Raw genomic sequence first — 20,562 nt, 5'->3', positions numbered from 1 at the left:
TAAAAGTAGGACGAGGGTTTATGAACAAATTAAAGAAAGCAATCATAGAAGACTTTCAGTCAGAGATATATATTGAAAAAATCGAATCGATTATTTTTACGATCATTTTAGAACATATAAAAGACCTCGTATTTTTAATGAAGGTTGATCAGGACCAAGTGCGCTATGTTTTTGTAAATGAGGAAGGCGTGAAGCATGCAGGGCTTGGGGAAGGCTATGAAGGTGTATCTTTGTCAGATGTAATGGATAAGAAAGTGGCCGATCATTTGCTCGAAATGTACAGGGTCGTCATGCAGACAAAGCAGCCGTTCTCCTATCAGGATCAAGTGCAGCTCATCGATGGGTCCGTCATTTTCGGTGAATCTGTTCTTACCCCGATAATGAATGAAAAGGGAGATGTCATTTACATTATTTCCGTCACCCGCGATATTTCTGAAAGGATGTCAGAAAAGAAGAAGCTGATTGAAAGTCAGCAGAGATACAAATCACTGTTTGATCATAATATAGACAGCATCTTTTCATTGGATTTAAATGGGACAATTGTCTCAGCCAATCCGGCAGCAATCGATTTAACAAAAGCGTTCACGATTTCGCTCATCGGCAAGTCCGTTTTTGACTTGTTTGCAGAGGACAGGGAGAAGATCGCTTCCCTGTTTTCGCAGGCAGTTAAGGGAAGAGCAGTGGAGGACGAATCAAAGCTCAAGATGAAAAATCAGGAAGTGCATCTTCATGTTAAGACCATTCCAATTATCTTAAACAGCCATATACAGGGTATTTATTTAATCGCTAAGGACACATCTGAGCAAAAACGCCATCATTCCCTGATTAAGCATATGGCCTATCATGATTCGCTTACAGGCCTGTTAAACCGGACAGCGTTAAAAAAGGATCTGGACAGACTGCTTGAAGACCATACCACCCGGGAACTGGCACTTATGTATATCGACCTTGACCGCTTTAAAATGCTGAATGATACAATGGGACACTCGATTGGCGATCTGCTCCTTAAAGAAGTCAGTATCCGTCTGCAGTCGCTTGAAATACCATCATATAAAGTGTACAGGCAAGGAGGAGACGAATTTATCCTCCTGTTCAAAAATGCGGGCAAGTCCTTGGCGGAACAGTATGCACAGCAGATTCTTGACGTATTTGCCGAACCAATTCATCTTGGCGGCCTTGTATATTTTATAAGCCCAAGCATCGGAATTAGCCTATATCCTGAAAACGGAAGAGAAGAAGCTCAGCTGATTACAAATGCAGATATGGCTTTGTATGACGTCAAGCAAAGAGGAAGAGGCCGCTTTCAGATCTATCACGCCGGAATGAACCAGAATTCCCGCGGATTGCTTGCGATTGAAACGGGTCTCAGGCAAGCACTTGAAAACAGCGAATTTTCACTGTTATATCAGCCTCAGGTTGCTTTAAAAACGATGGAAACAAAAAGCTTTGAAGTATTGCTTAGATGGAACAGCAGGGCGCTGGGTTCTGTTCCGCCTTCTGAATTTATTCCGGTTGCGGAAGAATCAGGTCTGATGATTCCGATAGGTGAATGGATTATTGAAGAAGTGTGCAAACAGCTTTCAGAATGGAACCATAAGGGGCACTGTCCTGTAAAAGTTGCCATCAATCTGTCTTCAAAGCAATTTCAGCAATACTATCTGGCAGATATGATTCAATCTTTGTTTCAGACGTATCACATTCCGCCCCATCAAATCGAATTTGAAATTACGGAGGGTGCCCTGCAAAATCCGGAAGAAGCTCTGGAAACCATGCAGAGGTTAAAACGTCTTGGTGTTTCCATTTCCATCGATGACTTTGGACGGGGCTTCTCATCCCTTCGCTATCTTAAAACATTTCCGATTGATTCCCTGAAAATCGACCAATCGTTTATCAAAGATGTCATGACAGATGAAAAGGACGCAGCAATTATCACAACAATTCTTCATCTTGCAGACAGCCTTTCACTTGAAGTGGTTGCAGAAGGAATCGAAACTAAGGAGCAATACTCTCATCTAAAAGCATTAAACTGTCAAAAAGGACAGGGGTTTTTCTTTTCGAAGCCATTGCCTCCGGATGAAATTGAGCAGACATATCTTAAAGCTAAAGGCGCAGGTTCTTAACCTTGCGCCTTTTAGCTTTTTATTATTGTGAAAACAGTAATTTCCGGCACTGAAAAAAAGCGATAAGGAAGCCTGGTCGTACCAAGTCCCCGGTTCACATAAAGCTTCATAGAATCCAGATCATATAGGCCTTCCGTATAAATGGATGCAAAAGGAGGTGTGATGAGCGGGCCGTATAAAGGAAGCTGGACTTGTCCGCCGTGGCTATGTCCTGATAACTGAAGATCAACAGCATACTTTTTTGCCTCAAGGGCAGCGTCTGGTTCATGGGCAAGCAGAATGGTATAGAGAGTGCTGTCAGCACCGCGCAGCGTCTGGTCAAAGTTAGGTCTTCCAAGCATCATATCATCCAGTCCTGCAACAAAGATGGAAGCCCCATCAAGCAAAGAGATTCTTTCTCCATTATTTTTAAGCAGTTTGAAATCCGAATCCTTCATGATTGTTTCATAAACAGCTGTTCCATATCCCCCATGATCATGATTCCCGTAGATGGCAAATTTCCCTAACGTTGCTTTCAATTTTTTTAGAACTGGTGCAATTTGATGCAAATAGCCAAATTGATTCGGCTTATCGACAAGATCCCCCGTGAAAAAAATAAGATCTGGGGACAGCTGATTTATTTTGTTCACAATTTTAACGAGCTGACTGATCGGGTAGTCCCCGCTAAGATGTGTATCGCTGAATTGGACAATTTTTGTTCCAGCAAAAGAGGACGGCAATTTACTGCTTGTAATTTCAACTGTTTTTGTTTGAATGAGTTTTGGTTCAATATATCTTGCATAAACGTAGCCGCCGATGCTTGCAATCAAAGTTCCTGCCATTGTTCCGACTAACCCTTTAAGGAAGGCTCTTCTTGAAATATCTTTTGACACATTGGTCCTCCTCCGCAAACTTTCTATTTTAATCCATTGAATCTAAAGAATTTGAGCGTATAGAAGATTCGAATCGTGTCCTATTACTAAATAATAGTTGAAATAGTTAGAAAATAGAAGAATTATATGATAAAATATGAATGGTCATTCATTTTGGGGGTGTTGTTGATGAAGGATAAAGTGTTGATTGTAACAGGCGGTTCAAGCGGGATGGGTAAAGCGATGGCAGAAAGCTTTGCCAGACAGGGTGCAAATGTGGTGATTACAGGCAGAACGATTGAGAAATTAGAGGCTGCCAAGGAAGAGATGCAAGGATTGGAAGGAAAGATTATTCCCTTTCAAATGGACGTCCGAGTACCGGAAATGTCTGAGGAATTGATCCGAAAAACAGATGAAGCATTTGGACGTATTGACGGTCTTGTTAATAACGCAGCAGGTAATTTTATTTGTCCGGCTGAACAGCTTTCAGTTAATGGGTGGAACTCAGTCATTAATATCGTGCTGAATGGTACGTTTTACTGCAGCAGTGCTGCCGGCAAGTATTGGATTGAGAAACAGCAGAAAGGTGCCATCCTTAATATGGTTGCTACATATGCATGGGGCGCAGGTGCGGGAGTTATCCATTCTGCTGCAGCAAAGGCAGGTGTCCTGTCCATGACAAGAACGCTTGCTGTGGAGTGGGGCAAGAAATATGGAATCCGCGTTAACGCTATCGCACCTGGACCGATTGAAAGAACAGGCGGAGCAGACAAACTCTGGCAGTCAGAAGAAGCTGCAAAAAGAACGCTTCAAAGTGTACCTCTCGGCCGGTTAGGCACGCCGGAGGAAATCGCTTCCCTTGCATCATTCCTCTTATCAGATGCAGCCGGCTATATAAATGGCGAGTGCATTACAATGGATGGCGGCCAGTGGCTGAATCAGCATCCGTTCTAATATCTTAATGCCGATGGATTCTCTTTTTTACAGGAGAATCCATTTTTACTTTCACGTTCGAATCTATCCAAATGTGGTATAATCATACAAAAACAGAGAGAGAAAGTGGGGAATGGCATATATGGATCCTTTAGATATTATGACAAACTTAGAGCACGTAAAACCGTTCTATCAAGCCATTTTCAGCGCAGACGAACAAAAAGTGATCGGGTATGAAATACTCGGGAGAATCCATCTGGAAGAGGAAACGAAAAGTTTAGGGCCTTTTTTTAAGGATGAATCCATTCCCGATGAATACCGGCTAGAAGCAGATAATCACATTTTACATATGGCACTTGATGCTTTTCTCTTAACGAACGATGACACGCTTATTTTCCTTAACCGTGATGCAAATTTACTAATGCTTGATCACGGAGAAAGCCTGCTTGAGCAATTATTTGCATGGAAAGAAAAAGGCGGCAACCTTGAGAGGATCGTTATAGAAATAACAGAGCACACATTCACAGGGGACATTCGTCAGCTGACACACGTATTCACTTATTATCGTACATACGGCATTAAAATAGCTGTGGACAACGTCGGAAAAGCAAGCAGCAATCTTGACCGCATCGGTATGCTGATGCCCAATATCCTGAAAATTGATATTCAGCCCCTCAGATTAACTTCACCCCTGCAGACGTATCATGACGTTTTGTACTCCATTTCTCTTCTGGCGAGGAAAATAGGGGCTACCATTCTGTACGAAGAAATTGAAGTCAACTTTCAATTTCAATATGCCTGGAAAAATGGCGGCCGCTACTTCCAAGGGGATTATCTTCAGACTCCTAAAGAAGAATTTATTGAACCATATATGATAAAAGAAAAAATGACACGGGAATTTCATGGATTTATCCAATATGAAAAAAAGAAGCTTCAGCAATTTTATGAAATCTCAGAAGCGTTTCATCAAAAAGTGCATGTGCTGATTTCAAAAGAGAATAAACCGGGAATTGAATTTGATGAACTGATCACAAAGCTATCACAGCAGCTGTCAGACTGCTGCTTTCGAATCTACATTTGTGACGGCGACGGATTTCAGCAATCAGGAAATATTCTCAAACTGGACGGAGCATGGGAATTTCAGCCTGGCTATTACATGAAAAACTGGAGCTGGAGACCGTATTTTCTTGAAAATATTATGAAAATGCAAATAAGGAAAAAAGGATTTTTCAGCGATTTATACAGCGACATCGAAACAGGCGAAACCATCCGGACCTTCTCCTACCCAATCGATCAGCAGCACTATCTTTTCTTGGATTTGCCGTACTCTTACCTTTACGAAAATGAAGCCCTTTTGTAATAATTTCTTTTGGTTGTGTCATTCTAATAAGAAAAGCGGATCCGTTCTGGCCGAGGAGTTAGGCGATGGAGCTGGACAATAAGAAAAGCGGATACACCACAAGTGCATCCTAAATCTGCTTCGTACTTGTTCTTACTAAAAGGAGTGACACAATGGATAAATTCACGATGGCACTTGCTATTGTTGCTTTCATGATTGTTGCGGGGGGACTTCTCTATACGATCAGCGTGGGAAGATTGGTAGATGCAAGAAGAAGTGAAATGGATACACAAATTAATGAAAAGATTCAAAAGCATCCATACCTTCGAAACCCGGTTTTTCTTACATGGATCTTTTTTTTAGGGTTCTTATTACTCTTTGTTTTCTATCTGGCCTTTACAAGATCTTGGTGAAAAACAGCGGCATTTGCCGCTGTTTTTTTATTGATTTGAAATTTCAGGATTATCCTTTTTTTATAAGGGTAATGAATTATATAAGAGAAATTGTCAGAAAATGATGGTATTTTGTGGATGAAAATGGAGCAGAAACGACAATTAGTCTGATAAAATTTAGAGACTAAGACATAAGATACGAAAAAAAGGTGGGAGGATTAAAAATGAAATTCATTTCAAGCACATTCGCCGCACTTATTCTATTGTTGGGTTTTGGACATGCAGGCTTTGCTCAGTCATCGTTTAACAAAGACGACGCGGCTGAACTGACTCGTGAAGCAGCGCAGATACAGCTCACTCTGACGGAAAATGAGCGCTCCCTTGAAGAAATCGAACAAACATTGGATCCTTACTTTACAGATGAATTTATTGATGGATATATGAAAGAAAATGTACACAAAGGTAATGAAAAATATATTGTGTATGGCAGTGATTTCACACCATACGGCATTCCGTTCTTTAATTACGATGAAACCATGAAGTTCGGCAGTGAGAACAGCAAGCTGAAGCTTTATCAGTTTTTCCCTGCTGAAGACGAAGGACCTGTGAGTTATGAGGATCATTTTGAAACAGTTGAATTTACCGAGGAAGACGGAAGCTACAAAATTTCTTCCATTCAATATTCAGATCTAGAGCCCAAAGCAGAAGCAGCTGAAGAAAAAAAAGAAGATGATTCAGCAATCAACGTAAGCATGCTTTTCTCAAATACTCTTGAAGATATAAATGAAGCTGAACCTTTACAAAATAAACAGGATCTTTCGTTTTTATGGACATCTTATTTTAAAGCCAAGAACTTTTTAACTGCTTATTACCAGCCAGATCAGCAAATGGATTTTGCCTATTACGGTGAGTAAAACACAGGGATCGCTGCCCCTGTGTTTTTTTGAGTCTGAAAAATGGATCTTTTCGTAAATCCATTTGTTTCCATGGGAAAACCGTGGACGTGAGAGAACGTGTTCAACAGCGGAAACTTAGTCCTTGATTTGCTGCATAACTTCTTTTTGGAGTGCGGTGCAAGGACACATAAAATGCGTGTTTATGAAATGACCGAGCATCCTGTAGCAAGAGAGATGATTGGCTACCTGCTCTTACGTGGAGGAGTGCATGTCGTTGTGTATGCAAAAGCTCTCGAAGTGATAACAGGAGTAGATCTGGGAAAGATGCTTCCAATTCCGAATCTTGATAATAAAGCATTTGTCCATGCAAAAAAGTTTGAAGATCAAGGGGTGCATCTGCGGTTATATACATTCAGCGATACGGATTATAGAGACATTGATAAGATTTGGAAAGGCACGCATCCTATAGATGGCCAGCCTCTGAAAGTATTCGACGGAATGCCTGCGGGAGATCCGATGCCTGAATTAAACGAAATTCCCGAAGAATTTGCCCCGGGAATCTCAAAAGAGGATTTTGATGAAATTGCTAAAAGACTGATGCGTTCAGCAGGCATATAGAAAGCCGGCCATTTCAGGTGGCCGGCTTTTATATGTCTTACGAAATTTCCAGCAGCTTTTCAAGCTTTTGCAGATCAAATCCTGCTGCAATTTCTCCATCAACTGTAACAGTAGGGGTTGAATAAGACTTCAATTCGTTTATCATTTTGCTTCTGGCATTGGCGTCTTTAGAAACGTCAAATACCTTATATTCAATCTTGTGATGATCTAAAAATTGCTTGACAATCTGACATGGCGGGCAGTCAGGCTGTGTGTAGACTTCAACACGTTTGCTCTGTGACATAAAAACTCCTTTAAGTACTGGATTTCATTTTTTATAAGATAAGAAAGGATAAAATTTTGCGCTTCGATGGCGGGCGGAATCGCTCAGGCTCCTCGGCCAGATCCTTATTTGTCTATCTGCGCTTGGACGCTTGCGCTTTTCTTATAAAAAGCATCAGCCAGACCCATGGCGCAGACGGATAAATCTAAAGCTAATATGTCATACACCCGGTGTGACCTTGGGATTCCTTGCTCATCTAAATAAGAAAAAACTTGATTTTGAAGCTCTATTTTAACATGTTCTGACGCATTTTCTAAGGAGAATGGTTTGGACTGCTCCATGCCTTTTTGTGCACATTCCAGGAAGATCGGCAGCCATCGTCTCATAGCGTCTATGGCGTGCTGTGGATTCGGACTGACACCGTAATGACTGAAATGAAGGGCATTTAATTTTAAGCTTTCATAAAAAGCAGCTGACTTCTCCATTGCTTCCGGATTAAATTGATTAGGCGAAGTAGACGGCAAATAAAATTCAAGCCCGTCAGAAAGCAGCTCCTGATAAAAAATTCCGATTGTATCACCAGTGAACATGCTGTTGCTTTTATGGTCAAGGATACTGAAGTGATGGTTGGCATGTCCAGGTGTATCATAAAAAGTTAGAACAGAATCCTGGCTGATCCTGAGTGACTCGCCGTCATTCATTATTAAAATCCGGTCCTCTGGAATCGGTATAATCGGGGAGAACAATTCTTCAAATTTTTCTCCGTATACAGCTTTTGCCCCTGCAATTAAACGAGAAGGATTAATTAAATGTTTTGCGCCTTTCGGATGGACAATCACTTTTGCATTTGGACAGCTTTCAAGCAGTAAACCCGCGCCCCCAGCGTGGTCAAGGTGGATGTGTGTAACGATGATATTGGATATATCTTCTAGTTTTATGCCAAGTTCCTTTAACCCATTTTTAATATACGGGACAGAAGGACTTGATGAAGGCTCAAAGAGTGTGATATCCTCTTCAAGTAATACATAGGAACTTGTCCGACCCGTCATCCCTAAATCATGACTATCAATGATTGCTAAACGTTCATCAATTTTGGTTACAAGCGACATTTATCTTAAACCCCCTTGTGATCGATAAAAAAATTGGTTTCTCCCATCACTACCATTTTAAATTTGCAGACTCTTAATGTAAAGGAGATGCGAATATTCTGACTTATTTTCAGGCTAAAATGGATGGATAGAATAAATAAGGACGCACAAACTAGAGGCGAAGGCGGACCTCAAGTTGACTCACTCTGTTGGAGGTGATACTAATGTCACAGCTTTTAGGTATCATTACTAGACTTCAAAGTCTGCAAGAAAACGCGACTTCAAATGAACCCAACCAGCGCTTCTTTGAAGTGGAGGGTGAAAAACGTTGCAGTGTTAAATACTTTGATAAAACCGATACGTTCGAATTAGAAGTATTTCAAAAAGATGAAAAGCCTCAATCTTATCAATTTGACAATATCGATATGATCGCAATTGAAATTTTTGATTTGCTCCAATAATAGGAGGGAACTGATGAATACGAAACCAAGCGTCATTTGTCCAAATTGTCATGAGCAGCGGCCTCTTGATGAGGTACTGACTGCCCAGTCCAATCAAAATGTCATTTATTCGTGTTCCAACTGCAATTATCATATGCGTAATATTCAAACGAAAAAAGGTTAAGCAGCCAAGTTTATTGGCTGTTTTTTTTTTATGCGAGATTAAGCGGATGAATGGTGCAAACCTGAAAACATGCTTCATGAAATAACCACATATAATCCCCAACAGCGATAAAAAATCCTCATCAGAGTTTTTTTTGAAGATTTTTAAAATATCGGAAACTTTCATGGAGAAACGGGCGTCTTATCATTAAATGGAATGGAAGAAAAGAGGTCGATGAAAAAAAGCTCCTTTGCAAGAGAAAAGTTAAACCTGCGGATGCTTGTTTAAAAATGGCATTGTGAGGAAAAAATATACTATAAAATTTACGCCAATTTTACTCAACACTGGGTGGAGCCAAGCATATAATATGTTGATTCCGTATTTTTTTCTTAAAAGGAGCTGTCATATGACTGATCACTTTATCTTTTATAATGTGTCTGAAGGAAGTATGTCATTTGAAGCTATGATCAAAAGAATTAAAACGTTCATTTCAAATGATCCGCGTGCTGAATATATATTGTCCATTGGAACAGATTCTCAAGTACACCAGTTTGATACGAAGTTTATTACTGCTGTCCATGTGCACCGCATTGGCAAAGGGGCATGGGGCTGCTTGAAAAATATGGTTATCCCAAGGCCGATTAACAGCCTGCATGAAAAAATATCAATGGAAACAACATTAAGTCAGGAGCTGGCTTACGCTTTTACAACAAACTATCTCGCAGAACTGGCAGAAATTCTGATTCCTTATTCAGATGAAGGGGCAGATTTGATGTTTGAAATTCACCTTGATATTGGGAGAAAAGGACTGACCAAAGACCTGATTCAGGAGATGACAGGCAGAATACAGGCTATGGGAATTGAAGCAAAAATAAAGCCTGATTCATATACAGCATTCAGCTATGCCAATCGATTCACTAAGTGAAGAAAGTGTCGGAATTTGCGGTTGACGCAACACTCAAAAATTGATTACTCTAAATCATAAGGGGGCAATAAAAAATGAATTCTGCAGTTGAAATACTCTCATCAGACGATCAAAAATTTTTAGTGGAGCTTTTACTTAAACAGCAATATGCTCTCGAGCTGATCAGCAGCGAAATTTATGACATCGAGAGCGGGACTAAACAAACAGATAACGCAACGTATCAGAAGCTGGTAAGCCTGTATGACCGAATCAGATTTGAACTATAAAGGTACATATGTTTGATACTCTGCGTTAGAGTATCTTTTTTTGTGGTATAGTTTTGTCTGTATGCGCTTTCTTTTAAAGAGGATTGGTTGTCGGTCAGACTCTTTGCACTAAAACTGTGGGTAAATTCTTGGAATTATACGGGAAAGAGCTCAGGAATAAATTCGGAAAATTAAAGGATTTACTCAGTAAGTATCTAAAAGAATTGAAATCACTTGCTGTGTATAATAGCTAAACAGCCGGCTCCGCATTTCTTAGGCTCTTTGTGGTAAAATATAAAGGGATGTTTCAAAAAAGACATGAAGGGGTATTATTGTTCGGTCTGAACTTTTTTAGAGAGGAAGAACAAATTGATTAGTCTACATACAACCAAATTATTAAATGAATCAACAATAGAAGAGTATATGATTCCAGCAGATAAAGTTGCGCATGTGCAGGTGGGGAATAATCTTGAGCACGCCCTGCTTGTTCTGACAAAAACGGGGTATACAGCGGTGCCTGTGCTTGATCCTTTTTTCAAGCTTCACGGACTGCTCGGCACTAATATGATGATGGATGCGATTCTTGGTCTCCAAAGAATTGAATTTGAAAAGCTTGAGGAAATGAAAGTAGAAGAAGCGATGAACTCTGATATTCCGCGTCTCTTGTTGAATGATCCTCTTTCCAAAGGGTTAGATTTGGTCATCGACCACTCTTTTGTCTGCGTAGTAGACGCGGAAGGCGTGTTTGAAGGGATTTTGACAAGACGGGCAATTCTTAAAGAACTGAAAAACCAAATAAACATCAAAGACAGATAATGGTGAGAGAAGGAGAGCATGCCTGCCTCCTTCTTTTTTTTGAAAATAAGAAAGGATAAAATTTTGCGCTTAGATGGCAAGCGGAATCGCTCAGGCTCCTCGGATCCTTATCTGTCTGCCTGCGCTAAACGGGCGCTTGCGCTTTTCTTATTTACTGTTTAACGGGAGGGGATTCTTATGACTCAGGCAGTGCTTGAAAAAGAACAAATCAAGAAACAATCATCCAATATGAAGCGCCCCTTCGTTCTCGCGGCTGTTATGCTTGCAATGTTTATGGCAGCAATTGAGGCAACGATTGTATCCACTGCGATGCCGGCAATTGTAGGCGAACTTGGGGGCTTTTCTCTTTACAGCTGGATTTTTTCTTCCTATTTGCTGATGAATGCCGTGACGGTTTTAATATATGGCAAGCTTTCGGATTTATTCGGAAGAAAGCCAGTTTTGATCTTTGGCATTTCCGTTTTTTTAGTCGGCTCGATTTTGTGCGGGCTGGTAAATTCTATGGAATGGCTGATTGCTGCGAGATTTGTCCAAGGGTTTGGTGCAGGTGCTGTAATGCCGGTAGCATCAACGATTGTCGGGGACATTTATTCGAAGGAAGAACGTGCAAAGATCCAAGGTTATTTATCGAGTGTCTGGGGAATCTCTGCCATCATGGGTCCGGCAATAGGGGGATTGCTTGTCCAATTCGTCAGCTGGCGCTTTGTGTTTTGGATTAACATTCCGCTTGGATTATTGGCGATCGCTGGATTGGTGCTGTATTTGCATGAGGATGTGGAGCGGAAAAAGCATTCGATTGACTACACAGGCGCTTTCCTGTTATTTGCATCTATAAGTACAGCAATGATTGTCCTAGTTGAAGGCGGCATCAGGTGGCCGTGGCTGTCAGCTCCCGTTCTTTTTCTGTCTGCTGCAGCCCTTCTTTCTTTTGTCCTATTTATTCGACAAGAACAACGTGCAAAAGAGCCTATGATGTCTTTTGGAATTTGGAGAGAAAAGAGCATCTTGATTGCGAATATGACATCACTGACTACGGGTGTCATGCTGATAGGCATTTCTTCATTTTTACCTGCGTTCGTCCAGGCAGTAATGGGACAAACACCAATTGTCGCAGGCTTCACTCTGACTGCTATGTCGATTGGATGGCCGATAGCTGCAACTGTATCCGGCAATCTGCTTTTGAAAATCGGTTTCCGGACAACCTCTGTCATCGGGGGAATCGCCCTGATTGCAGGAAGTCTTGTCTTTTTTAATTTAAGCCCAGATGACGGTCCGCTGTGGGCAGCCCTGGGGTCGTTTATAGTCGGGATTGGCATGGGGATGACGACAACAGCATTTATTGTTTCAATCCAGAGCACAGTCAGCTGGGAGCAGCGCGGATCCGCGACTGCTGCGAATATGTTTATGAGAACGCTTGGCAATACGATTGGAGCTGCCCTTCTGGGGGGGATTTTAAATACAAGGCTGCAGTCTTATTTTAAGGAGCAGGGAATCAATGAATCAGTCAATTTAGATACTGTCAATCAGCTACTTAGCTCCGAGTCTGCAGATAAGCTTTCAAACGAGGCGACCCAGGCGTTAAAGGCCGGTTTGACAGAGTCTCTGCACGGTGTGTACATGGTTGTTTTTGCTTTCGCCGTCATCAGTTTTCTGCTGATTTTAAATTTGCCTAAAGAAAGTAAAAAAGCGTAGGAGGGAATCCCTCTTACGCTTTTTTAAACTTGAAAAAAGTTCTAAATCTCCAGCAATTCAATCCTATTCCCGAACGGATCAAAAAAGGAAAACCTCTGAACCCCGGGAATCTCTGTTTCTTCTTGAATCTTGATCTTATATTTTCCAAGCAAGGCCCTGGCAGCTTCAAGATCTTCTACCTGAAAGGCAGGATGACGTTTGCTTTTCGCCTGCTCCATTTTTTCAAGACCGATATGGAGCTCTGCGTTTCCGGCTTTGCACCAGAACCCGCCATTCTTTAAAAGAGAATCGGGTTTTTTTATTTCTTCAAATCCCAATGTATTTAAATAAAATTCACGCGCTTTTTGTTCTTCTTCAAATGGTGCACACAGCTGGATATGATGCAGCTTTACGATAGATAAACTCATGTCCTTTTCCTCCTAAAAAATAAGATTATAAAATAACTGTATGATGATCAGAACGGTAATCAGCCGGATCAGCCAAGAGGCGTGGGCAAAACTGAGTTTACTTGCAAACCTTACCCCAAGCTGAGCTCCAATAATGCTTCCGGCGGCCAGACTCAGGGCGATCGTCCAGTTCATAACTCCCGCCATTGCATACGTGGCAAATGCCCCTGAACAGCTTAAAAACGTTTGAAATCTCGTAAAAGCAACAGATTTAATATAAGTAAAACCCTGGTGAAGAAATGTGTACATCAGAAGAGTACCCTGGCCTGGTCCGAACATGCCGTCATAAGCGCCAATCCCGAAGACAATAGGATAGAGTCTTTTTTTTATTTTGCTCTCCCCAGAGTTTTGTTCCTTCGGCTTTCTTAAAAAGTTTAATCCTAAAGCGAAAATCAACAGAAAAAGAGCAATATACGTCATTGTGTTCTCGTTAATCCTGCTCGTGGAAAAAGCACCGGTAATTCCTCCTGATATCGTAAAAGGGGCTGTATACAAAATTTCTCTAAAATGAATCTCCCGTTTTTTCAGCAGCACATAAAAACTTGAAAAAGAGCTCAGCGTATTGGCAAATTTATTAGAGGAGATGATTGTATGAACTGGCAAGCCGTAAAGGAGCATGAGCGGCATATTGATCATGCCTCCGCTGCCCGCAAGAGTTCCGATAAAAGTAGCTGCAATTCCAATGAAAAAAATCGGCCATTCCATGAAGTTATCACATCCTATATGAAAATGTTTCTTTAAAATTAGTATATTCTTCCTTTAATGATTATGAAATGTTGAAAAAATTAGCTTATAATATAAGAAAAACTTATCAAGGGGAATGCAGATGCAGTTAACGGAATTAAGAATGCTCGTTGTTCTGTCAGAGGAAATGAATATGCGGAAAGCATCTGAACGGCTGTTTGTCTCGCAGCCTGCGCTGTCTCAAAGACTGCAGTCGATTGAAAAATCATGGGGGTTTCAGATTTTCATCCGCTCTCAAAAAGGACTTACTCTTACTCCATCCGGAGAAAAAATTGTGGCTTTTGCAAAAGAGGTAACGAAAAAAGAAGAGAAACTGAGAGAGGAAATATCAGAGCTTGAAGGAGAGGTTCATGGAACACTCAAGATAGCCGTCGCTTCAATTATTGGACAGCACTGGCTGCCTAACATATTAAAGCAATATGTCAGTAAATACCCTCATGCGAAAATATCACTTATTACAGGCTGGAGCAGCGAAATTTTAAAAAGCATGTACGAGGACCATGTTCACATCGGAATCATAAGGGGAAACCCCGAGTGGAAAGGCGTCAAACAGCATTTGCTCACAGATACATTATATTTAGTAGATACTGAAATTCAGAAGGTTGAGGACCTTATTGAAACAGAAAGGCCATTTATCCAATTTAAAAGCGATTCATCTTACTATCAGGAAATTCAGGATTGGTGGCACAAACATTTTCAAAGCAGTCCGAAACGCACCATTGTAGTGGATCAGATCGAAACGTGCAAACAAATGGCCTATAATGGCATAGGCTACGCCATCCTGCCATCCGTTACGCTTCTTGATGATGAACGGGATATCTATAAAATACCGCTGCTGAATGAACACGGCGAGCCGATTGTCAGAGATACCTGGCTGCTTGGATTTGAATCTTCGTTTAAATTAAAGCAAGTTCAGGCATTTCTGGATGTATTAAAAGAGAATGAGAAAGAGATTCATTAAGCAGCTTTCAAATGGAGCTGCTTTTTCTTTTTTAAAGGCTCTTTTCTTAAACTTAGTTGCTTTGAGACTAAAAGTTGTAAACCTTAGTGAAGCGGAAAGGAACGGACCATAGTAATAATCAAAAACAGACTAATTTTATAAAACCCCATTGACAATGAGAATCAATTTCAATTATAGTAAACGTATGAAAATGAAAATCATTATCAATTACAGAGGTGGCTTTGTTGAAAAAAACTCTTATTATATATGCAAGTATGTCAGGAAATACAGAAGATATTGCTAAACTGATCGGAAAAAGACTGCAGGAAGATGAGATGGAAGTTACATATGAAGAAATGGATGCTTGTGATAGTGAAAGTATCAAGGAGTACGATCATATACTCGCTGGATCCTATACATGGGGGATGGGGATCTTCCATATGAAGCAGAGGACTTTTATGAAGAACTTGCTGCTGCTGATCTTACAGGCAAACATATTGCCTGCTTTGGATCAGGGGATCACACGTATCCGAAATTTTGTGAAGCAGTCGACCTATTGCATGAAAGATTTACGGAAACAGGGGCGGATGTTTTTGCAGACTTGCTGAAAATAGAGGGTTCACCAGAATCAGAAGAGGAAACCTCAGAATGCATCCAGTTTGCAGAAGCTTTTTCTGCATGGTGTGCCAAAAACGGGAAGGTGACATTAAATGTTTCATAGAGGTGCAACAGCAGTCGAAAATGTTGCGGGAAACGGATTTTTTGTTGCCATAAAAAATGAAGGGCTTTATTTTTTTGACGGCGATGATCAATGGGAAATGCTTCTCCGAATTGATAAGAAAATCCGCTGCTTAAAATTACTTGGTTCTTATTTATTCGGAGTCGGCGAAGAAGGCTTTATTTTCCGTATGAATACTTCGGATTTCTCAAGCACTGAAGCGTACCTTCCGACAACAGCAGCCATCTGGTCCATTGCGGGTAATGATGATGGAACGGTCATCATTCACGGAAAACATACGATTTATCAGTCAAATGACAGCGGGAGATCATGGAACGGATTTAAGCCGTTTAAGCACTTTTCCTCGAAACCTGTTATCAGATCTCTCTATCTCCATGATAATCAGCTTTTTATCGGTACACAGATTCATGCTGAGCATGGGGGCTTGTGGAGATATGATTATCATTTAGGTTCCTTTACAAGGATTAAAAAAGAAGCACACTCCATGATTTCTTCAATAGCCGTTGATAAAAATAGAAATCTGCTGGTCTGCAGAGGCTCAGCTAAAGGACATGCAGGAAGTATTGAAATGGCTAACCTGAATGATGGACATGCCCTTAACTGGACCAGCTGTCAAAATATCTACAGCGAAAAAGCATTTCTGGATGTTTTTTGTGATGAAACAATCACATATGCCGCGTCAAGTCAAGATAAGTACGGATTTTCCAGGATATATGCATTACATGAGGACACTATGGCCCTTTTTCCTGCAGAAACAATTAAAGGGCATGCGTTCAGAGTTGCAGGCAGCGGACGTTCATTTTTTGCAGCAGGCCTTCATGAAAGCAAACGGGGTGACTTGTACGGTTATTCAACAGTGGTTCATTAAGAAAGGAGATTGAATAAATGGGGAAAACAGCCATTATTTATGCAAGCATGTCAGGCAATACGGAAGCCATTGCCGATTTAATTGAGAAAGGCTTAAAAGAAGCGGGCTCAGAAGCAAAAAAGTTTGAAGCAATGGATATTGACGGCACCGTTTTCACAGAGTATGATCACTTCTTAATTGGTGCTTATACATGGGGAGACGGAGAGATGCCTGATGAAATGCTGGATCTTTATGATGAGATGGACGATTATGATTTTGAAGATAAGACGATTGCTTTATTTGGTTCCGGTGATACAGCTTATGATCTTTTTTGCGGTGCAGTGGACCTGATCGCTGAAAAAATTCAGCAGAATAGTGGCTCTCTTATTATGGAAAGCCTTAAGATTGAGTGTTTTCCGGATGGTGATCAGGAAGAAGCATGTCTGGAATTCGGCCGCCAATTTACCCGCTGCATCCAATCGGCTGTGCGCTCATAATTTGTGCAGACAATCGGCTTGTCAACAAACACTTCCTTTGATACAGTAATGAAGTACATAGTCTGAAGGAGGAATACATATGAAAATGATGGATGCAAATGAGATTATTTCATTTATACAAAATAGCACGAAATCAACACCTGTAAAAGTTTACGTAAAAGGTGACGTAGAAGGCATCGATTTTGGTTCTTCTTCAAAAACATTTTTAAATGGAAACAGCGGGGTTGTTTTCGGTGAATGGGCTGAAATTCAAGAGGCTTTAACAAAAAATGAAGCTAAAATTGAAGATTTCGTTGTGGAAAATGACCGACGCAATTCAGCGATTCCATTGCTTGACATGAAAGGCATCAAAGCCCGCATCGAGCCAGGCGCGATCATCCGTGATCAAGTGGAAATCGGGGATAATGCTGTCATTATGATGGGTGCTTCTATTAATATCGGTTCTGTAATCGGTGAAGGTACAATGATCGATATGAATGTTGTCCTTGGCGGACGCGCTACAGTCGGAAAAAACTGTCATATCGGAGCAGGTTCTGTTCTTGCTGGAGTTATTGAACCGCCATCAGCTAAACCGGTTGTCATTGAAGATGACGTTGTAATCGGAGCGAATGCAGTTGTCCTTGAGGGCGTTACTGTCGGAAAAGGAGCGGTTGTTGCTGCAGGAGCGATTGTTATTGATGACGTAGCTCCTTATACAGTGGTAGCTGGTACACCTGCACGAAAAATTAAAGATATCGACGAAAAAACAAAATCAAAAACAGAAATCAAACAAGAATTAAGACAGCTATAATACGAGTTTCTGTTTTTAAGGCGTGGATGACTTTCATCCGCGCCTTCTCTATAGGTAAAAGGGGGAAGTGTCATGGATCAGCTGCCATCATTAATTACGATTCGAAGGGATCTCCACCGTATCCCAGAACTTGGCTTTCAGGAGTTTAAGACGCAGGAATACCTTCTGAACTATTTAAGTTCACTGCCATCTGAAAGACTTGAAATCAAAACGTGGAAGACTGGAATATTTGTTAAAGTAAAAGGGATCGATCCATTGAAAACCATTGCTTATCGTGCAGATATGGATGGGCTGCCGATTGTTGAAGAAACGGATTATTCTTTTCAATCAGAGCACACAGACCGCATGCATGCCTGCGGTCATGACTTTCATATGACGATTGCACTTGGCATTATCACTTATTTTGTTCAAAATCAAGTTCGAGATGATCTGCTCTTTATCTTTCAGCCTGCTGAAGAGGGCCCAGGCGGAGCTGAACCTATGCTGCAGAGTGAAGTCATGAAAGAGTGGAAGCCAGACTTAATTACCGCACTCCATATTGCGCCTGAATATCCGGTAGGCACAATTGCCACCCGTCCGGGTTTGCTCTTTGCCAATACGTCAGAACTTTTTATTGACCTAAAAGGCAAGGGCGGACATGCGGCCTATCCGCATACAACACAGGATATGATCGTTGCGGCAGCTTCACTTGTCACACAGCTGCAGTCTGTTGTTGCAAGGAATGTCGACCCATTGGACAGTGCAGTCATTACTTTCGGGAAAATTACCGGAGGGACTGTGCAAAATATCATTGCAGAAAATGCCAGACTTGAAGGAACCATCCGAACGCTTTCTGTTGAATCCATGGAAAAAGTGAAAGAACGGATTGAAGCGCTTGTTCATGGGCTAGAGATTGGCTATGCATGCAAGGCGGTTATTGACTATGGCTCAATGTATCACCAAGTATATAACCATCACGAGCTTACTGAAGAATTCATGGATTTCACAAAAGGAAACACGGATACAGAGGTTGTATTATGCCGTGAAGCAATGACAGGCGAGGATTTCGGCTATATGCTCGATGAAATCCCGGGCTTTATGTTCTGGCTCGGAGTGGAATCCCCATACGGACTTCACCATTCTAAACTGCAGCCTAAAGAAGAAGCGATTGAAACGGCTGTTCAGCTGATGTGCAAATATTTTCTCTATAAAGCAAATTGAATCCAAGAATAAACGTCCCCTCCATGTGACACATTAGTGATAGGAGGTGGATGAAATGCCAAAAATAGGTGTTGAACAATCATTATCAGATGTAACAGCAGCTCTTCAGGAAAAAGGCTATGAGGTCATTCAATTGCGAAATGAAGAGGATGCAAAAGGCTGTGACTTCTGCATCATTACCGGTCAAGATTCCAATATCATGGGGATCAGCAATGCGGTGACAAATGGGTCTGTTTTCAGTGCAAGCGGTTATACGGCAGATGAAATTTGCCAGCATGTTGAAAGCAGAATGCAATAAGAGAAGCGGAATCGCCCGGTTAGCGCAGGCAGACCTGTTCTGGCCGTGGAGTTGGGCGGTGGAGCTAGACATTGAAGCGCAAATTTTTTGTGCGATCTTCTTTCTAAAAAAGCTGCCGTTCGGCAGCTTTTTTAGATGATATTTTTAGTTTTGTACTTCATGTGCTTTCTTTTCAACAAATACCTGGTGCGGAAACGGAATCTCAATCCCGTGGGCATCAAGTGTTTCTTTTAATTTCTTGCGGAGATTTCTTTCGACTCCCCACTGCATCATGTTTTCAGTTTTGGCAATGATGCGGATGACAACATCTGAAGCTCCTAATCCTTGAACGCCTATGACGCTTGGTCCGTCAACAATCGCAGGATCTTCAGCAGCAATGCGGTCGCACGCTTCCTGAAGAACGGAGATGGCTTCATCAATATTATCATCATATGAAATACCTATATCAACAAGCGCTCTCATGTTTCCGCGCGAATGGTTGCTTAAACTGACAATTTCACGGTTCGGCACAAAATTCAATGTACCGTCAAAGCTTCTGATCTGAGTTGTCCTCAGCCCAACCTGTTCAACTATTCCTGAATAACCGGCTGTCGTCACATAGTCCTCCACATCAATTTGTTTTTCGAGAAGCAAAAAGAAACCTGTTACAACATCGCTTACAAGGCCCTGAGCTCCAAAACCAATCGCAAGTCCGACAACTCCGGCACCTGCAAGGAGTGCTGTCGCATCGTATTCAAATACCTCGAACACCATTACAACAAAAATGAAAATTAAAAGATAAGAAAAGAGATTTAATGTTAAGCTTTGAAGGGTTCTAGACCGGCCGATTGAAATGGACTGGCGCTGCTGCACGCGTGTAAACGTCTTATCAACAACCCGTGTGCCAATCGCCTTCACCACAACGAAAGCGATCAGGATCCCAATCAGCTTTAAGGTGATAATTCCTGCAGTGGTCATAAGACCTGCCCAATTAATTTTGTTCAGTAAATCAAAAAATTCCATCTGCAACATCCTTCCTGTGTAATTAAACCAAGACTAATTATTTGGTTACCCGCTGCTCAGCATGTTAAACTTAATTTGTAGAAATCAATCGCATTTTGCAGAATTTTAATGATTGATATGGTGCAGAAAAGGGAATACCAATTGATGTATTCATTTGAACCTAGCTCTCTATATTAAATTAATTATTATTTAACATTGACTAAAAATATGGATTGCTCTATAATGTTCAATGTGAAAAGAATAAGTCACCAGTTGAGAAAATCATTTGATTATTCTCAA

At 41.1% G+C, this 20,562-nt stretch carries 23 protein-coding genes and 2 pseudogenes; 19 read left to right on the top strand and 6 right to left on the bottom strand.

Annotation, left to right across the window (positions count from 1 at the left end; translation table 11 throughout):
- Positions 1-20: 20 nt before the first annotated feature.
- On the top strand, positions 21-2,120 hold the full coding sequence (locus tag E2R53_RS08825) for a sensor domain-containing protein (protein WP_133311411.1): 2,100 nt from the start codon (positions 21-23) through the stop codon (positions 2,118-2,120).
- 11 nt (positions 2,121-2,131) lie between these two features.
- Here the strand turns inward: E2R53_RS08825 and E2R53_RS08820 are convergent, their stop codons facing one another.
- A complete protein-coding gene (locus E2R53_RS08820) occupies positions 2,132-2,941 on the bottom strand; it encodes a metallophosphoesterase (RefSeq protein WP_133312231.1) in 810 nt (269 codons plus the stop codon).
- 219 nt (positions 2,942-3,160) lie between these two features.
- On the opposite strand from E2R53_RS08820, the gene fadH reads away from it, so the two are divergent.
- The 5 genes and pseudogenes from fadH to E2R53_RS08795 form a co-directional block, all read left to right on the top strand.
- Entirely contained in the window at positions 3,161-3,925 is a 765-nt protein-coding gene (fadH, locus tag E2R53_RS08815; protein ID WP_070878009.1) for a 2,4-dienoyl-CoA reductase, read from the top strand.
- 112 nt (positions 3,926-4,037) lie between these two features.
- A complete protein-coding gene (locus E2R53_RS08810) occupies positions 4,038-5,264 on the top strand; it encodes an EAL-associated domain-containing protein (RefSeq protein WP_286166123.1) in 1,227 nt (408 codons plus the stop codon).
- 152 nt (positions 5,265-5,416) lie between these two features.
- Entirely contained in the window at positions 5,417-5,656 is a 240-nt protein-coding gene (locus E2R53_RS08805; RefSeq protein WP_133311409.1) for a hypothetical protein, read from the top strand.
- 203 nt (positions 5,657-5,859) lie between these two features.
- Positions 5,860-6,549: a DUF3993 domain-containing protein gene (locus E2R53_RS08800; protein WP_133311408.1), complete on the top strand. Its 690-nt coding sequence runs from the start codon at positions 5,860-5,862 to the stop codon at positions 6,547-6,549.
- 60 nt (positions 6,550-6,609) lie between these two features.
- Positions 6,610-7,149 (top strand): annotated as a pseudogene (locus E2R53_RS08795) (manganese catalase family protein); the annotation flags it as partial.
- A gap of 37 nt (positions 7,150-7,186) precedes the next feature.
- Here the strand turns inward: E2R53_RS08795 and E2R53_RS08790 are convergent.
- Complete coding sequence (locus E2R53_RS08790; protein ID WP_133311407.1) at positions 7,187-7,432, bottom strand: glutaredoxin domain-containing protein; 246 nt, start codon at positions 7,430-7,432, stop codon at positions 7,187-7,189.
- 104 nt (positions 7,433-7,536) lie between these two features.
- On the bottom strand, positions 7,537-8,520 hold the full coding sequence (locus E2R53_RS08785) for an MBL fold metallo-hydrolase (RefSeq protein WP_133311406.1): 984 nt from the start codon (positions 8,518-8,520) through the stop codon (positions 7,537-7,539).
- A gap of 203 nt (positions 8,521-8,723) precedes the next feature.
- Between E2R53_RS08785 and E2R53_RS08780 the strand changes: the two genes are divergently transcribed.
- From E2R53_RS08780 to E2R53_RS08760, 6 genes are all read left to right on the top strand, one after another.
- On the top strand, positions 8,724-8,960 hold the full coding sequence (locus tag E2R53_RS08780; protein WP_101564785.1) for a YkuJ family protein: 237 nt from the start codon (positions 8,724-8,726) through the stop codon (positions 8,958-8,960).
- 13 nt (positions 8,961-8,973) lie between these two features.
- Entirely contained in the window at positions 8,974-9,123 is a 150-nt protein-coding gene (locus E2R53_RS23180) for a hypothetical protein (RefSeq protein ID WP_165970932.1), read from the top strand.
- A 385-nt stretch (positions 9,124-9,508) separates the two neighbouring features.
- Positions 9,509-10,027 carry a ribonuclease H-like YkuK family protein gene (locus E2R53_RS08775; protein ID WP_133311405.1) on the top strand — a complete coding sequence of 173 codons (519 nt, stop codon included), beginning with the start codon at positions 9,509-9,511 and terminating at the stop codon, positions 10,025-10,027.
- Positions 10,028-10,101: 74 nt separating this feature from the next.
- A complete protein-coding gene (gene abbA, locus E2R53_RS08770; RefSeq protein ID WP_070878022.1) occupies positions 10,102-10,293 on the top strand; it encodes an antirepressor AbbA in 192 nt (63 codons plus the stop codon).
- Positions 10,294-10,641: 348 nt separating this feature from the next.
- Positions 10,642-11,088, top strand: coding sequence for a cyclic-di-AMP-binding protein CbpB (gene cbpB, locus E2R53_RS08765; protein WP_206197370.1), 447 nt, complete (start codon positions 10,642-10,644; stop codon positions 11,086-11,088).
- Positions 11,089-11,265: 177 nt separating this feature from the next.
- Entirely contained in the window at positions 11,266-12,780 is a 1,515-nt protein-coding gene (locus E2R53_RS08760) for an MDR family MFS transporter (RefSeq protein WP_133311404.1), read from the top strand.
- Positions 12,781-12,821: 41 nt separating this feature from the next.
- Here the strand turns inward: E2R53_RS08760 and E2R53_RS08755 are convergent, their stop codons facing one another.
- Both E2R53_RS08755 and E2R53_RS08750 read right to left on the bottom strand, forming a co-directional pair.
- Positions 12,822-13,187: a VOC family protein gene (locus tag E2R53_RS08755; RefSeq protein WP_133311403.1), complete on the bottom strand. Its 366-nt coding sequence runs from the start codon at positions 13,185-13,187 to the stop codon at positions 12,822-12,824.
- A 12-nt stretch (positions 13,188-13,199) separates the two neighbouring features.
- Positions 13,200-13,931, bottom strand: coding sequence for a sulfite exporter TauE/SafE family protein (locus E2R53_RS08750; protein ID WP_133311402.1), 732 nt, complete (start codon positions 13,929-13,931; stop codon positions 13,200-13,202).
- A 121-nt stretch (positions 13,932-14,052) separates the two neighbouring features.
- Between E2R53_RS08750 and E2R53_RS08745 the strand changes: the two genes are divergently transcribed.
- The 7 genes and pseudogenes from E2R53_RS08745 to E2R53_RS08715 all read left to right on the top strand — a co-directional run bounded on the left by E2R53_RS08745 (position 14,053) and on the right by E2R53_RS08715 (position 19,281).
- Entirely contained in the window at positions 14,053-14,931 is an 879-nt protein-coding gene (locus tag E2R53_RS08745; protein ID WP_133311401.1) for a LysR family transcriptional regulator, read from the top strand.
- A gap of 254 nt (positions 14,932-15,185) precedes the next feature.
- Positions 15,186-15,502: pseudogene (locus E2R53_RS08740) on the top strand (flavodoxin domain-containing protein); the annotation flags it as partial.
- A gap of 118 nt (positions 15,503-15,620) precedes the next feature.
- Positions 15,621-16,517: an exo-alpha-sialidase gene (locus E2R53_RS08735; protein ID WP_133311400.1), complete on the top strand. Its 897-nt coding sequence runs from the start codon at positions 15,621-15,623 to the stop codon at positions 16,515-16,517.
- A 17-nt stretch (positions 16,518-16,534) separates the two neighbouring features.
- A complete protein-coding gene (locus E2R53_RS08730) occupies positions 16,535-16,993 on the top strand; it encodes a flavodoxin (RefSeq protein WP_133311399.1) in 459 nt (152 codons plus the stop codon).
- A 79-nt stretch (positions 16,994-17,072) separates the two neighbouring features.
- Complete coding sequence (gene dapD, locus E2R53_RS08725) at positions 17,073-17,783, top strand: 2,3,4,5-tetrahydropyridine-2,6-dicarboxylate N-acetyltransferase (protein WP_070878041.1); 711 nt, start codon at positions 17,073-17,075, stop codon at positions 17,781-17,783.
- Positions 17,784-17,855: 72 nt separating this feature from the next.
- Positions 17,856-18,983 carry an N-acetyldiaminopimelate deacetylase gene (locus tag E2R53_RS08720; RefSeq protein WP_133311398.1) on the top strand — a complete coding sequence of 376 codons (1,128 nt, stop codon included), beginning with the start codon at positions 17,856-17,858 and terminating at the stop codon, positions 18,981-18,983.
- A gap of 55 nt (positions 18,984-19,038) precedes the next feature.
- A complete protein-coding gene (locus E2R53_RS08715) occupies positions 19,039-19,281 on the top strand; it encodes a YkuS family protein (RefSeq protein ID WP_133311397.1) in 243 nt (80 codons plus the stop codon).
- Between the two features lie 144 nt (positions 19,282-19,425).
- Here E2R53_RS08715 and E2R53_RS08710 read toward each other — a convergent pair whose 3' ends face one another.
- Entirely contained in the window at positions 19,426-20,283 is an 858-nt protein-coding gene (locus E2R53_RS08710; RefSeq protein ID WP_133311396.1) for a mechanosensitive ion channel family protein, read from the bottom strand.
- Between the last annotated feature and the right edge of the window lie 279 nt (positions 20,284-20,562).

Origin of the sequence: Peribacillus frigoritolerans, from assembly GCF_004358755.1 — a bacterium.
Lineage (GTDB): Bacteria > Bacillota > Bacilli > Bacillales > Bacillaceae > Bacillus_P.
The sequence above is the reverse complement of the archived record's forward strand: the minus strand, read 5'-3'. Positions and strand labels throughout refer to the sequence as shown.

Excerpts from the sequence above, each read along its gene's own strand:
- E2R53_RS08735 (WP_133311400.1), top strand. The coding sequence starts at position 15,621 with ATGTTTCATAGAGGTGCAACAGCAGTCGAAAATGTTGCGGGAAACGGA.
- E2R53_RS23180 (WP_165970932.1), top strand. The coding sequence starts at position 8,974 with ATGAATACGAAACCAAGCGTCATTTGTCCAAATTGTCATGAGCAGCGG.
- fadH (WP_070878009.1), top strand. The coding sequence starts at position 3,161 with ATGAAGGATAAAGTGTTGATTGTAACAGGCGGTTCAAGCGGGATGGGT.
- E2R53_RS08820 (WP_133312231.1), bottom strand. The coding sequence starts at position 2,941 with ATGGCAGGAACTTTGATTGCAAGCATCGGCGGCTACGTTTATGCAAGA.
- E2R53_RS08805 (WP_133311409.1), top strand. The coding sequence starts at position 5,417 with ATGGATAAATTCACGATGGCACTTGCTATTGTTGCTTTCATGATTGTT.
- E2R53_RS08720 (WP_133311398.1), top strand. The coding sequence starts at position 17,856 with ATGGATCAGCTGCCATCATTAATTACGATTCGAAGGGATCTCCACCGT.
- E2R53_RS08825 (WP_133311411.1), top strand. The coding sequence starts at position 21 with ATGAACAAATTAAAGAAAGCAATCATAGAAGACTTTCAGTCAGAGATA.
- E2R53_RS08715 (WP_133311397.1), top strand. The coding sequence starts at position 19,039 with ATGCCAAAAATAGGTGTTGAACAATCATTATCAGATGTAACAGCAGCT.
- E2R53_RS08785 (WP_133311406.1), bottom strand. The coding sequence starts at position 8,520 with ATGTCGCTTGTAACCAAAATTGATGAACGTTTAGCAATCATTGATAGT.
- E2R53_RS08755 (WP_133311403.1), bottom strand. The coding sequence starts at position 13,187 with ATGAGTTTATCTATCGTAAAGCTGCATCATATCCAGCTGTGTGCACCA.
- E2R53_RS08760 (WP_133311404.1), top strand. The coding sequence starts at position 11,266 with ATGACTCAGGCAGTGCTTGAAAAAGAACAAATCAAGAAACAATCATCC.
- E2R53_RS08775 (WP_133311405.1), top strand. The coding sequence starts at position 9,509 with ATGACTGATCACTTTATCTTTTATAATGTGTCTGAAGGAAGTATGTCA.
- E2R53_RS08780 (WP_101564785.1), top strand. The coding sequence starts at position 8,724 with ATGTCACAGCTTTTAGGTATCATTACTAGACTTCAAAGTCTGCAAGAA.
- E2R53_RS08810 (WP_286166123.1), top strand. The coding sequence starts at position 4,038 with ATGGCATATATGGATCCTTTAGATATTATGACAAACTTAGAGCACGTA.
- E2R53_RS08745 (WP_133311401.1), top strand. The coding sequence starts at position 14,053 with ATGCAGTTAACGGAATTAAGAATGCTCGTTGTTCTGTCAGAGGAAATG.
- E2R53_RS08800 (WP_133311408.1), top strand. The coding sequence starts at position 5,860 with ATGAAATTCATTTCAAGCACATTCGCCGCACTTATTCTATTGTTGGGT.
- dapD (WP_070878041.1), top strand. The coding sequence starts at position 17,073 with ATGAAAATGATGGATGCAAATGAGATTATTTCATTTATACAAAATAGC.
- abbA (WP_070878022.1), top strand. The coding sequence starts at position 10,102 with ATGAATTCTGCAGTTGAAATACTCTCATCAGACGATCAAAAATTTTTA.
- E2R53_RS08730 (WP_133311399.1), top strand. The coding sequence starts at position 16,535 with ATGGGGAAAACAGCCATTATTTATGCAAGCATGTCAGGCAATACGGAA.
- E2R53_RS08790 (WP_133311407.1), bottom strand. The coding sequence starts at position 7,432 with ATGTCACAGAGCAAACGTGTTGAAGTCTACACACAGCCTGACTGCCCG.
- E2R53_RS08710 (WP_133311396.1), bottom strand. The coding sequence starts at position 20,283 with ATGGAATTTTTTGATTTACTGAACAAAATTAATTGGGCAGGTCTTATG.
- E2R53_RS08750 (WP_133311402.1), bottom strand. The coding sequence starts at position 13,931 with ATGGAATGGCCGATTTTTTTCATTGGAATTGCAGCTACTTTTATCGGA.